This is a genomic window from Vibrio syngnathi, assembly GCF_002119525.1.
Lineage (GTDB): Bacteria > Pseudomonadota > Gammaproteobacteria > Enterobacterales > Vibrionaceae > Vibrio > Vibrio syngnathi.
Window position 1 is genome coordinate 1827444 of record NZ_CP017916.1, and the last position, 13269, is coordinate 1840712.

A 13269-nucleotide genomic window follows, 5' to 3' on the forward strand; every position below is an offset into this window, starting at 1 on the left:
TAAACGTTTCACAACGGATATTCCCATCTGGGTAACATTGTCAGCAATGTGGTCATTTACCTTTTGTGATTATGGGATTACCCGAACAATATTAAATGCTTAAACCTTTAAGCATTTAAGCTAAACATGTGAGAGAGTTATCATGTTTTCTGTAGATAAATAGAGAGCGAGTGAGGCAATATCGCTGTTACGGCAAGGTTACAAATAAAAAGGATACATAAATCGTTTATGCAAAAAGCAGAAAATACATTGATCACACCACTTTTGTGAAAGCCATACAAAACAAGCCAACCCCGTAAACGAAAGTTGGCTTGTATGACGTTAAACTGAACTTTAAACTACAGGTTATCGTTAAAACTCATATTGGAAATAAACCGTGTTGTAGTTACTGCCGCCTTTGATACGCCCGAACTGGGATGCGTTTTCAAAGATTGCAGAACGGTGATGCAATGAGTAACCGAACCATAAATTGTTCAGGTCATTCTTACCCACCAAATCGCCTACGTTTACATCGACCGAAAAGTCGAGATAATTAAGCAAGTGGCTCCCGTTATACCCCTTCTCTTTCATCTCTTTCGCTTCGATGTAAGTCAGCGAATCGATGTAAGACATACCTTCTGCCACACCAACACGCCATTGTGTCGGCCAGTCGAAAGTATAATACGCTTTGATAGCGACAATGTATTCAGTGCTGCTTGACTGAACATCTGAATTCCAGTGATGCGCGATACCCGGTGTTAAGTAGATGTCCAATGGGAAACCGAAGATCTCATCGGTTAACGGGTGGCCATAGAAGAAGGAGGTCAACTGGTTGTTGTATTCGTCTTTCTCCCTGTTGAATTTCATGATGTCGCCAATATTCGATGGCGTCGCCCAGCCGTGTGCAACACGTAAATACGGCGCATTACTCAGCTTAGGTTTTGGCGCTTTGGTTTTATCATTGAAAAAGCCAAAACCAAGGTAAAGTTCGCCTTGATAACGGTCTTCAACAATCGACGAATCGTAGGCGTTGTCATCCAGTCGAGTCACACTGGTTGAGCCCAATAAGTATAAGTTCGAAACCACATGGTAACGCGCTTCTATACCGACATTCAGATCCACACCTGCGCCGATGGCTTCATTGGCTGCTGAGTAATACTCGCTATTGAAGTCAGCACTTTTATAACGCAGTGTCGCGCTCGGGTAAAACTCCCAATCTCCGGTTTCATACTTGGCTTTCGCACGTAAGTTACCATGGAGGTTGAATTCACTGTCGCTCATTAATTCCGTCTCGGCAGACCAAGGACCATCAAGTTGGTAGGTCAGTTGAGCACCGAAGTCCGCCGTATCGCCTTCAATTGCGTTCTGCTCAGAAGCTGGGATATCAATAAAACGCATGCGAGAAATAGCATTAAAAGACCATTTCTCGTCATCTGTTTGATAAAGATAAGCACCCATCTCGGTACCATCAATGAACACATAGTCGTTCTTGAAAAACAGCATCGGTACGAATGAGTTAACCGATTGGTCACCACCAGACGTGTCATAAGGGATGCTTGCAGTACGGAACATTGCAGCGATGCCCCACTCTTGTTCTTCAGCAGCCCACGCATTAGCACTTAGGAAAGCGCTACTTAGTAAAGCCACTCCAGTTGAAGTGAGAGTCGGTAAATATTTGAGCTTCATTCTTATGTAATTACTCTTTGTAATAAATATTGTGTAACTGAATAGACATTTATTAACCATGATGGCTAACTATTTTTAGGTTTGATCGGCATTGACCGTTACAATGTAGAATATTCTCGGTTAAATGAAAGTATTGTGAAAGTCTCCGAATTACAAAACATTATAGATCAGTTACCCAAAGATTCCGATCCAGATATTGTTGTGGGTGAGGCATGGCTGCCCGAGCGTTTGGTGGATACCAACCTAGACGGCGACATGCTATTTCTTGAATTCGATAATGCCCCTGAAGACAATCAAGGGGATGAAGAAGGCCGTGGCTTTGTTGAGCACGAGATTGCTATGATTCGAGAAAAGCTCGAACTGTTGTTAGACGAGCCTTCCGATACCAAGACCAAAGCCGATGCCCTATTGGCAATATTTCTAATGGGCCATGAACTTTCTAGCTCGGAAGTTATCGAAATACTTGAATCGACAGAGCTTGAATCAACAGAATCGGAATCAACAGAGCTTGAATCAGCAGAATCTGAAATGACAAAGCCTGAAGCAACCCAGCATGAAACCACAGAGCCTGAGGTTACAGAGCATAAAACAACAGAATCTGACATAGCTGAACTTGAAGAACTAAAGCTTGAGACCACTCAGCCTGAAACGGACAAGCTCGAAACAAAACAACGCCACGACGACTAGCCACCAACGATTTTAGGTACCGTATTGAAACCCTCTACGACATCATCTCTTCCCCTGTTACTCGCTGGACCCATTTTAAGAAAAACAACTGCTACTGAAGTGGTACTTTGGTTAGCCACCAGCTCGCCCCTCATAGGCAGGGTTGAGCTTTATACGGGTGAATCAAAGCTTACTCGCGAAGCCGTTCTCACTTGTGAAACAGACCTTGTTCGAGAAACAACTCTTCCTAACCAAAAAGATCATTCTCACGTAGAGCCGGAACAACCGTTTTATACCTCATCGCTTGAAGAGCATGATTCGATTCAAATCGGTACACATGCGTGGGTGACGCTCATCCGCTTACAAGGCGAGTTCCCGACGAATACTCTTCTAGAGTATGACGTTCACACAGAGTCAGGCTCATTAAAAGAGCTTACCCCTCACCTTGTTTACAACGGTAAATCTCGCGTTGAGTTTAAGATCTCGACCTCGGCTCATTACATTCTTCATGGCTCTTGCCGTAATCCACATCATCCAAGCAAAGACAGCCTAGTCGCGGCAGATAACAAGATAGCCGATCAAACCGTCGCTGAAAGACCCGATATGCTGATGATGAGCGGTGATCAGATCTACGCCGACCATGTGGCAGGCCCAACACTTGATGCTATTCAGCAAGTGATTCAATTGCTCGGTTTAGTGGGTGAGAGTTTACCGACTGACTCGCAAGTTAACCGAATCAACAGCAGTGACGCCTTATTTGAGAGCGAATATCACTTATATCAACGTGATCAGTACTTGCCACACCACACCACTTCAGAATCCATGCTCGATAAGTTCTTTCCGAATCGTGGTGTGCCGATTTTTAGCTCTACCAATTGTGAAAACCACTTGGTCACGCTGTCTGAATTTATCGCCATGTACCTGTTGGTTTGGTCTCCGACACTGTGGCAATGTGTTAATCGAGAGCGACTCATTGAGAATAATTTCACTCAAGGTGGACGTCAATTAACACCAACTGAACAGCAACAATGGCGTGATGAAAGCGTCATCATGGATGATTTCATTGCTGGCTTACCACAAGTACAACGTCTGTTCGCGCATATCCCTACGTACATGATCTTTGACGATCACGATGTTACTGATGATTGGAATCTTACCGTGGGTTGGGAACATGCCGTAGACCAAAACCAGTTCGCAACTCAAGTCATTGGTAACGGCCTTACGGCTTACTGGATGTGTCAGGGTTGGGGTAACAAACCGGAGAGCTTCGACGAAAAGTTCATCGAGCAAGCAAAACAGCTTTTTGTTGATCAATCGTGCGTTCTTAAACAAACGAACAGTGAAACCGACGATGCCGCGACGACTCAATCTCTTGGCAACATAGAACCAGACAAGCATCAAGCCTTCATAGAGATGCTGAGTCGCTTTGAAGAGTGGCATTACACGATAGATACTTCGCCCAAAGTCATTGTGTTGGATACTCGAACCCGTCGCTGGCGTTCAGAGTCTCGCATGAATAAACCTTCAGGTTTGATGGACTGGGAGGCCTTGATTGAATTTCAACATCAATTGATGCATCAAGATAAAGTCGTCATCGTTTCAGCTGCGCCTATGTTTGGTGTGAAGTTTATTGAAACACTGCAAAAGATGGCGACCACAATTGGCAAGCCATTAGTGATTGACGCTGAAAACTGGATGGCGCATCCGGGCAGTGCTAATACGCTGATCAGTATCTTTACCCATACCAAAACACCGACCAATTTCGTGGTACTTTCTGGTGATGTTCACTACTCCTTTGCTTACGATATCAAGCTTAGGTACCGCCGAAATAGCCCGAACATTTATCAGATTACCTGCAGTGGTATTAAAAATCAGTTCCCAGCTTCGCTGCTTAAATTCTGCGATGTGTGGGATCGCCTGTTATACAGCCCTCGCTCAATTTTGAACTATTTCACGAAACGTAAGCGCTTGAAGATCGAAAAGCGCAGTCCAGACAATCAAACCTTCTATCGCCTTTCAAACCGCAGTGCGATTGGTGAATTAAGATTAGATAGCGACGGTAAACCACAAGCGATTACGACGTTAAGTGGTGATGGAAAAGTGACACGCTTTCCTGAACCTTACTAAACAAGTGTTCCTTATTGCTGACCTCTTCGTAATGTCAGTTTTAAGTAAAGACGCTTGCGATCACACTCAGTAGACCCAATAGTAATAATATTCACTATAACTGGAATGCTTTTATGTTTAACTCACTTACCTCGTTATTTAAACAATTAGTTGACGGCTCTGATTTAGGCAAAACGCCCACTGCCTCACCTAACTTAGCCATCGCCAGCTTGTTATGCGAAGTCGCTGGTGCAGACCACGCGATCAACGAATCAGAGCAACAAGCCAAACTGCACTTACTTCAGCGCTTACTGAACATAAGCGAAGAAGAATCAAGAGCTTTGTTAACACAAGCTGAGCCTCAAGTTGAACAATCTGTTTCTCTGTACGATTTCACTTCTCAACTGCGAGAGCTTTCTCAGCCGGTTCGCATAGACTTAATCAAAGCTATGTGGGAAGTCGCGCATGCGGATGGAGAGATTGACCCACTTGAAGATTCAGTGATCCGCAAAACCGCAGAACTTCTTTATGTTGACCACAAAGACTTCATCAAAAGTAAGTTGAGCGTTTTAGGCGAAGATTAGAGCATGAAATGATTAGTTTGAGCATAAATAAAAAAAGCGACGGGCCAAGAAACCCGTCGCTTTTTTTGAATGGATAGCACTGAAAGCTAGAAGAATAAAACTGAGAGGTTTTAAAAATTCAGCTACAACAATTTCGTTACAACATTGTTAATGTCAGCTTCGCAAGATTATAAGCATCGACATAGCCGGAGTGCTGACGGCCTTCCCACTCGATATTTTTCGCTTCTTGAGCCGCACGATGGCCAATGCGTTTTTCTTTCAATCTATTTTGAATACGATAAAGCGTTGCGATGTTTAAAAACTCGCTAAATGGTGGCTCAATGCCTTTCTCTATGCATTCTTTGTGTAAGATAAGGTCATCACGTCCCCACGCTGCATAGATTTTTTTCGGACCACCAAAGTTTTTAATCATCGACTTGATGACCGATTCTAATGGGCGCCCCTGCTTTTCGATTTTACGAGGTGTAATACCGGTTAACTCGGCACAGAACAGAGATACTTCGTCTTTCTCTGGCTTAACGTAGTATTGTGCTCGCTTGACGATAGTACCAGATGTTAGGTCAATCTCAGCAAGACCAACTTCAATGATCTCCCCTGTTGTTCCCACACCGTCTTCGCTCCAACAGCACATTTCCAAATCGAAACATACCACTCGATTGTGATTCATACGTCGCCTAATTCTCTCGTCAAAAATTTTGTCAAATTGTACATGAGCCTAATACAGAACTCGACCCTAGTTGCATCAAGTGCTCATTTAGCCTGCAATTGTGACTCGATTTCGGCCATCTGACTTGCTTTGATACAACATGCTGTCGGTTTTTTGAAGGAGTTCTTCAATATCCTCTTTACTGCGGATGGTAGCACCGATACTTAGAGTACAACTCAAAAGTTGACCTTTGTGCTCGCAGCAAGAATCACTTACGCTGTGTAAAATACATTCAAGGTAAAACTTCAAAGCTTCACGAGCGGAAATGCTTGATATAATACAAAACTCATCGCCACCGACACGGAACAAGTTGTCCCCTTCTTTTAAGTTCAATGAAATCTGTTTAATCACATGCACAAGCAAGGCATCACCAGCTGGGTGGCCAAATTGATCATTAATCCCTTTAAATTTATCGACATCAAATCCAATCAAGCTAAACGGCTTGTCACCTTGTATCGCTTTATCGAGCACCTTATTAAAGGCTCGTCGATTATAAATCTCTGTGAGGCTGTCATGATTGGCTAGAAAACGGAGTTCTTCCGTTCTTTCATCAATCATTTTATACAGGCGTACTTTTTCTTGGACTTGCAGTTTAACGATATAAGAAAGCAACAGTGAAATAGTCGTGCCCACGAGGGCAATCCCGGCCAACACCAGGTAACCATTAAACGAAATGCATGAGTCTATCTTGAAGTCGACAACCCATTCACGGTTAGTGAGTGTGATTTTCTTGGTGATATGTTGTCCAGTCACACCCTCATAACCTTTCGTTTCGAACAAGACAGGTGCATCTTCGGCTTCAAAACCGACATCACTAACGCGGACATAAACATTCATATCCCCAACCGTCGAAGCCAGCAAGTTCTCAAAATAGTATGTGGTGCGAACCACACCAATTACAACGCCGAGTAAGTTGTCACTCTCTCCCTCAAAGACAGGGTGATACACCAACATGCCACTCTTTTTCGTGTCTTTATCTAGCCCATCTTGTATCAAGCGAACTTTGTCTGAAATATTCGCCTTACGTGTCTGTTTGATATTATCTAGAACGAGATCAAATCGCTCTCTAGAAGAGTAAAAGCCAAGAACTTTGTTGTTTGGTTCTGTATTGGGGAAAATATCGCTAGCAACGAAAGCTGGCTGACCATCCAAAATGTAGCCATAGGTTTTTGCTTGGTTCTTAGGAATGGTATACAGCTTAAAGATTGGGTACTTTTCTTTCATTTTCGCCGTGTGCTCAGCTATCTCGTCTGCGGGCACTTTTTGCATCCACTGCAAGGCAATTAAACTCTTTGAATCATCTATGGTTTGCTTAGCAAAGCGATCAAACTTATCCCAATTTTCAGGGTCATTTGCGTAGAAAAAATTAGCACCAGACCCAATATATGCAACATCATTATCTATAAAGGCTTCCAAGCTCAATGTCTGGTGAGTAGCAAAACTATCCAAATTCATATTCAGCGCACGCTTTTGATTAAGCATGACTAATACAAAGCACAAAACAGTAATCAAAAAACTGACCGAAAATACGACCAACGGGAGAGTTTGTCTCTTCAACCCTATTAGTGGGTCAGTAGTTTGGGGCATGCGGGTTCCAAATAGGCTCTATTGAATGAAAAGTATATAACGGACGGATATAATGCTCCATTCATGTTTAGTCCTAAATGTCACATTAAACGGGCATTTTGTAAATTTTACTGACCCCCATGACCAATAACCAGACAAATCTCGACTAAATTTCAAGCTAACACACTAAAAAGCCACTTGTTTGAAAACATTAAATACACCTCTTAAGCCTTGAATATGCTAGTATCCACCCATATTTATAGCTTGAAAGCGACCGTTTCAGTCTCGTGCTACCGAGTTTCTTTCCAATCTGTATATTCCTTTAAACCGACGAATATACCGTTAAATCAATTTTAAAGAGAAATCACTATGATCGTTGATTTGAACCTAATCCCACAAACGTTTGATATGCTTCACGCAGGCCTAACTGCATCAAGCGTTTTACTACTGCTCATTGCCGTTTCTCGTAAAACCCAAGTGGTTGAGAAAGTCGTAGAAAAACCAGTAGAGAAGATCGTTGAAGTTGAAAAGCAAGTTGAAAAAATTGTCGAAGTAGAGAAAGTGGTTGAAGTTGAAAAAGTAATCGAGAAAGTCGTTGAAGTTGAATCTAAGCTGGCAACAGCACCGACAGATTCTGCAATGCAACTTCTGTCTATCATGCAACAAGAAGCGCGTTTAATCGACTTCCTAAAAGAAGATCTGACTTCGTTCTCTGACGAAGAAGTTGGCGCAGCAGCACGTGTTATTCACACTGGCGGTAAAAAAGTATTAGCGGACTACGTAACGCTTTCTCACATCCGCAGCGAAGATGAAGAAACGCGTATCACTATCGCTGAAGGTTTCAACCCTCAAGAAATTCGCCTAACAGGCAACGTAACGGGCAATGCACCGTTCAATGGCACATTGGTTCACAAAGGTTGGAAAGCAACTGACATGAACCTGCCTAAGCTTGCTGAGAACTACGATGCATCTGTGATTGCACCAGCAGAGGTGGAGCTATAATGGAACATCAAGCGCCGAAGTTCAGTGTTGGTATCGATTTAGGTACAACACACTGCGTTTTGTCTTACATCGACACAACCAATGAAGATGCTCGTGTAGAGGTGATGCAAATCCCTCAGCTAACGGCACCTGGTACAGTAGAAACTCGCAGCCAACTTGGCTCGTTTCTATACCAGCCGCACGAACATGAAATGAACGCGGGTTCTCGCGTTCTGCCTTGGTCTTCTGAGCCTAAAGCACTGGTGGGTGCTATTGCGCGTAACCTTGGTTCTAAAACCCCTATCCGCTTGGTCGCAAGTGCTAAATCTTGGCTATGCCACGGTGGTGTGAACCGTCGTGATGCTTTCCTTCCTGCAGGTAGCCCTGAAGAAGTTGAAAAAGTATCTCCGCTTAAGACAACTGAGTTGTACCTAGAGCACTTGAAAGATGCTTGGAACCACGCTAACCCAGAACACCAACTGGCAGACCAAGATGTAACGATCACCGTTCCAGCTTCGTTTGATCCTGCAGCTCGTGACCTAACAGCTGAAGCTGCGCGTAATGTTGGTTTCACTCACTTAACGCTTCTTGAGGAGCCACAAGCGGCTCTTTACAGCTGGATTGATAACAGCAACGACACATGGCGCGATGAAGTGAACGTTGGCGACATCGTTCTTGTTGTTGATATCGGTGGTGGTACAACCGACCTTTCGTTGGTTGAAGTAACACAAGATGAAGGCAACCTAAGTCTGAACCGTATCGCAGTTGGTGAACATATCCTACTTGGCGGCGACAACATGGACTTAGCGTTAGCTTATCGTCTGAAAATGAAGTTAGCTCAAGAAGGTAAAGAACTGGCTCCTTGGCAGGTTCAAGCGATGACTCACGCGTGTCGTGATGCGAAAGAAGCACTGCTTAACGATGCTGAGCTTCAATCTGTGCCAATCGTTGTTCCAAGCCGTGGCTCTAAGCTACTTGGCGCAACACTGAAAACAGAACTGACTCAGCAAGAAGTACAACAAACATTGGTTGATGGCTTCTTCCCACAAGTCGCTGTAACGGATCACCCAGTACAGAAAACTCGTGGTGCACTGACTCAAATGGGTCTGCCTTACGCTCAAGATGCGGGTATTACTCGTCATATTGCTGCATTCCTTTCTAAGCAAGCCAATGCGCTTTCTGGAAATAGCGAAGCCGCTCAACAAGATTTCAACCCGTTTGCAAACATGCCCGGTATGCCCGGTACAGAAGCGCCAGCAGCAGACTTCATCAAACCAACAGCGGTACTGTTCAATGGTGGTGTTCTAAAATCTAACCTACTTGCTGATCGTCTTTCAGACACGATCAATGAATGGCTAATTAATGCAGACGCAGAATTCGCTAAACAGCTTTCAGGCTTAGACTTAGACCTAGCGGTTGCAAGTGGCGCTTCTTACTACGGCGCAGTACGTCGTGGTCAAGGCGTTCGTATCCGCGGTGGTATCGCTTCTTCTTACTATGTAGGAATTGAAAGCGCGATGCCAGCTATCCCAGGTATGGCTCCTCCAATGGAAGCACTGTGTGTTGCACCATTTGGTATGGAAGAAGGCTCAAGCGTTCAAGTTCCTAGCCAAGAGTTCGGTCTAGTGATTGGTCAGCCAGTACACTTCCAATTCTTCGGTTCAACAACACGTCGTGAAGACCAAGCAGGTACGCACCTTGATCACTGGGCTCCAGAAGATCTTGATGAGCTTCCTGAAATCCAAGTGACACTGCCTGTTTCTGAAGGTCGTCGCGAAGGTGAAGTGGTTCCGGTGACTTTGGCGTCTCGTGTTACTGAATTAGGCACGTTATACCTAGAAGCGATAGCCACTGACAATGGTCAGAAATGGCATGTTGAGTTCGACGTTCGTGAAGACTCGAATAACGACTCAAACGTAGAAGCATAATGAATCAACGGCACCTTAGCGGGTGCCGTTACTTTATCAATGCGATTCCCTAGCCCTGTATTAAAAGCATTCCAAAGACAATAATAAGACCAAGATTATCCATTAACTGGTCATCACTTTGGCAGAATAAGGTTTTGTATGGCATCTCCTCGTTTTTTAGTCGGCATTGACTTAGGCACAACCAATACTGTTGTCGCTTACTGTGAAATCAACGACGACCTACAACATGCTCCCGTTTCTCTTTTCGATATTGACCAACTCATCGGCCCCGGTGAAGTGGTTCGCAAGCCCCTACTTCCATCATTTCGTTATCATCCCGCACAAGGTCAGATCTCTCCTTCCGATCTCACTATGCCTTGGGAACCGAGCTTGGTGGAAGGTGATATTCAAAACGTCATCGTTGGTGAGTGGGCTCGCGAACTGGGCGCAAAAGTTGAAGGCCGCCAAATATCCAGTGCTAAGAGCTGGTTATCTCACCAAGCGGTTGATCGTAACTCCGACATTCTGCCTTGGGCTGGCGCAACTGACGTCGATAAGGTGTCTCCTGTTGTCGCAAGCGCAAGCTACCTGAACCACATCCGTCAAGCATGGAACTACCGTAACCCAAGCAATAAGCTTGAAAACCAAGACGTTGTAGTAACTGTTCCTGCTTCATTCGATGAGACAGCACGTAAGCTGACACTCGAAGCGGCAACACTTGCTGGTTTAGGTAAGATTCTGTTACTCGAAGAGCCTCAAGCTGTGTGTTACGACTGGTACGCCCGTCACCAACAAACCGCTGCAGACGAACTTCAACAAATCCCGCTGATTCTAGTGTGTGATGTTGGTGGTGGTACTACCGATTTAAGTTTGATCGAAGCAAGCTTCAACTCAAATAATGGCGGCGACCAAGAACTCGCACTCGACCGTATCGGCGTCGGCGAACACTTGATGCTAGGGGGGGATAACCTCGATTTGGCTCTTGCCCACCTTGCAGAGCAACGCTTTAATCAAAACAAAAAGTTGAATGCGTCTAGCCTAACCAAACTGATTCAACAAACTCGCGCCGCAAAAGAGAGCCTGCTTTCTGCTAATGCGCCAGACGATGTGAAGATCACCATGCTGGGCAGCGGTTCAAAACTGCTTGGCGGAACCAAGAGTATTGGTTTAACCAAGCAAGAAGTTCATCAGATTGCTCTGGAAGGTTTCTTCCCGCTTTCTGAGTTTACGGAAGTACCCGACAAACGCCGCAGCGCGGTGGTTGAGTTCGGCCTGCCCTACGCTGCTGACCCTGCTGTAAGTAAGCACGTTGCCGAATTCCTGGCGACCCACCAGCAAGTATCTAAAGCCGCATTGGAAAAGTCAGACTCTGTTGAGTTTGATGATACCAAACCTGCAATTCCTGTTGGTGTGCTACTCAATGGTGGTGTGTTCAACAGTGAACTGGTAACAGAGCGAATTACTCAGTTACTTGGCAATTGGAACGGTGCACCAATCACCGTCTTAGATAACCCTCACCCTGACTGGTCTGTAGCCCTTGGTGCTGTAGCTTTTGGTAAAGCACGCCGTGGTGCACAACTGAAAATCGGTGGCGGCGCTGCTCGTTCTTACTTCTTGCATCTACAAGAGAAGAACAAGATGGGCAAAGCGCTTTGTTTGCTTGCCAAAGGGACAGAAGAAGGCCAAGAGATACGCTTGAACAGCCGTCGTTTCTCACTGACTTTAGGCGAACCGGTACGATTTAATCTTCTAACTTCAACCCACGATCAAATTGCTCATGACACCGCTATTCAAAATGGTGTGATGGTCAATGTCGACGCTGACTTGTTCTCCCCTCTTCCACCGTATATTTCAACACTGGAAGGTTCAGGTACTGCAGAGCTCCAAGCCAACCAAAAAGAACGCGTCGAAGTATTGCTCGCGTGTCAATTAACAGAAGTCGGCACACTGAAAATGGAGTGTGTGAGTACAGAAGATGACTCTAAACGTTGGTTGCTCGAGTTTGAAGTCAGAAACAAGCAAGGCGATGAGTCTGATTCCGCTAAACTTCACCCAAGGCTGGATGAATGTAAGGAATTGATTTCTCGTCTGTACAGCGGCAACAAGAAGAGTGCTGAATCGAAAGAGATCAAAACACTATCGAAAGATCTTGAGAAGCGACTCGGTAAGCGTGATGAATGGGACTTCACGACCCTTCGCCACCTGTTTGATACCTTTTCATTAGGTCGTAAACGCCGTCGTCGTTCAGAAGCACACGAGAAGAACTGGCTGCGTTTGGCGGGTTACTCGCTGCGTCCAGGCTTTGGCGATCCGACTGACTCATGGCGTATCGAACAAATTTGGGGCCTTTACCAACAAAACATTCAGTTCCAGAACCACCAAGGTTGGACGGACTGGTGGGTATTCTGGCGTCGTGTTGCGGGTGGCCTGAATCAAGAACAGCAAGAAACCATCTTGGCTGATATCGCGAAGTACCTTCACCCAGGTGCAATGAAGAACCCTAAGACAGCGAAAGATGCGCAAGACAATGGCTATGAAGCCATGGTGAGATTGGCAGCGTCCCTTGAGCAACTCGAGGTGGAAGATAAAGTTCTATTGGCTACATGGTTCTTGAGCAAAGCAATTAACCATAATCAGTTCGAACAGGCTCACTGGTGGGCTCTGGGTCGCTTAGCATCTCGTACACCTTTATATGGAAGCCAACACAGCGTCATTCCAAGAGAGCAAGCAGAACAGTGGTTACCAAAGCTGCTTGACCAGAATTGGCAGAAAGAGCAGATGATTGCCTTCGCGGCGGTGATGATCTGTCGTAAGACGGGTGACCGACAGTTCGATATCTCTGATGACTACCGTGCTCAAGTTCTTGATAAATTAAAGCAAAGCAAGGTACCTGATTCATGGCTAACGCTAGTGAGTGAAGTCACTGAGCTTTCTGAGAGCGAGTCTAAGCGTGTATTTGGTGATGCATTACCAAGCGGCTTAAGCCTGATCAATAGCTAGTATTCAAAACGATTAGCTTTAGTTGTTAATGAGTAAAGGAGCTAACGAGAAAAGAAAAAGCCACTTTCGGTTCGTTGAAAGTGGCTTT

General features: G+C 45.0%; 9 protein-coding genes. 6 read left to right on the forward strand and 3 right to left on the reverse strand.

All coding sequences use genetic code 11. The annotated features are described in order from the left end of the window. Positions 1-351 precede the first annotated feature (351 nt). Positions 352-1665, reverse strand: a complete 1314-nt coding sequence (locus K08M4_RS08385; RefSeq protein ID WP_086049553.1) for a MipA/OmpV family protein — start codon at positions 1663-1665, stop codon at positions 352-354. 81 nt (positions 1666-1746) lie between these two features. On the opposite strand from K08M4_RS08385, the gene K08M4_RS08390 reads away from it, so the two are divergent. From K08M4_RS08390 to K08M4_RS08400, 3 genes are all read left to right on the forward strand, one after another. After that, positions 1747-2352, forward strand: a complete 606-nt coding sequence (locus K08M4_RS08390; protein WP_086049554.1) for a VC1380 family protein — start codon at positions 1747-1749, stop codon at positions 2350-2352. 24 nt (positions 2353-2376) lie between these two features. Beyond that, a complete protein-coding gene (locus tag K08M4_RS08395; protein WP_086049555.1) occupies positions 2377-4458 on the forward strand; it encodes a metallophosphoesterase family protein in 2082 nt (693 codons plus the stop codon). Between the two features lie 113 nt (positions 4459-4571). Next, the gene (locus K08M4_RS08400; protein ID WP_086049556.1) at positions 4572-5021 is read left to right on the forward strand and encodes a tellurite resistance TerB family protein; all 450 of its coding nucleotides are present in this window, start codon (positions 4572-4574) and stop codon (positions 5019-5021) included. Between the two features lie 136 nt (positions 5022-5157). Here the strand turns inward: K08M4_RS08400 and K08M4_RS08405 are convergent, their stop codons facing one another. Further along, entirely contained in the window at positions 5158-5688 is a 531-nt protein-coding gene (locus K08M4_RS08405) for a 3'-5' exonuclease (RefSeq protein WP_065678715.1), read from the reverse strand. Positions 5689-5775: 87 nt separating this feature from the next. Beyond that, on the reverse strand, positions 5776-7314 hold the full coding sequence (locus K08M4_RS08410) for a sensor domain-containing diguanylate cyclase (RefSeq protein WP_086049557.1): 1539 nt from the start codon (positions 7312-7314) through the stop codon (positions 5776-5778). 348 nt (positions 7315-7662) lie between these two features. Here K08M4_RS08410 and K08M4_RS08415 point away from each other — a divergent pair, with 348 nt between their 5' ends. The 3 genes from K08M4_RS08415 (at position 7663) to K08M4_RS08425 (ending at position 13181) form a co-directional block, all read left to right on the forward strand. After that, positions 7663-8295, forward strand: a complete 633-nt coding sequence (locus tag K08M4_RS08415) for a DUF2760 domain-containing protein (protein ID WP_086049558.1) — start codon at positions 7663-7665, stop codon at positions 8293-8295. Further along, entirely contained in the window at positions 8295-10202 is a 1908-nt protein-coding gene (locus tag K08M4_RS08420; protein ID WP_157665740.1) for an Hsp70 family protein, read from the forward strand. Before K08M4_RS08415 ends, K08M4_RS08420 begins: the two co-directional genes overlap by 1 nt. Before the next feature lie 138 nt (positions 10203-10340). Then, positions 10341-13181 (forward strand): Hsp70 family protein, encoded by a 2841-nt coding sequence (locus K08M4_RS08425; RefSeq protein WP_086049560.1) that lies wholly within the window; start codon positions 10341-10343, stop codon positions 13179-13181. Positions 13182-13269 lie beyond the last annotated feature (88 nt).